Raw genomic sequence first — 386 nt, forward strand, 5'->3', positions numbered from 1 at the left:
GCGTGTGCGGGCGGGGTGCTCAGTCGACCGGCCACGCGTCGGCGATCATCGCGCGCGTGTCGGCCAGCAGTTGCGGGAGCACCTTGGTGTGCCCCACGACCGGCATGAAGTTGGTGTCGCCGCCCCAGCGCGGGACCAGGTGCTGGTGCAGGTGCGCGGCGATGCCCGCGCCCGCGACGTGGCCCTGGTTCATGCCGATGTTGAAGCCCTGCGCGCCGGAGGCCTTGCGCAGCGCGGTCATCGCGCGCTTGGTGAAGTCGGCGAGTTCGGCCGTCTCCGGCTCGTCGAGGTCCGTGTAGTCGGCGACGTGGCGGTACGGCACGACCATGAGGTGGCCGCCGTTGTACGGGTACAGGTTGAGCACCGCATAGACGCTCTCGCCGCGC

At 71.0% G+C, this 386-nt stretch carries 1 protein-coding gene; it reads right to left on the minus strand.

Annotated features, from left to right (window positions below):
* Window positions 1-19: 19 nt before the first annotated feature.
* Window positions 20-386, minus strand: a 367-nt coding sequence (locus AC1DSF_RS31255; RefSeq protein ID WP_478184189.1) for an HIT family protein, incomplete at its 5' end; no start/stop codon positions are given.

The organism is Variovorax sp. 01N429 (genome assembly GCF_056399425.1).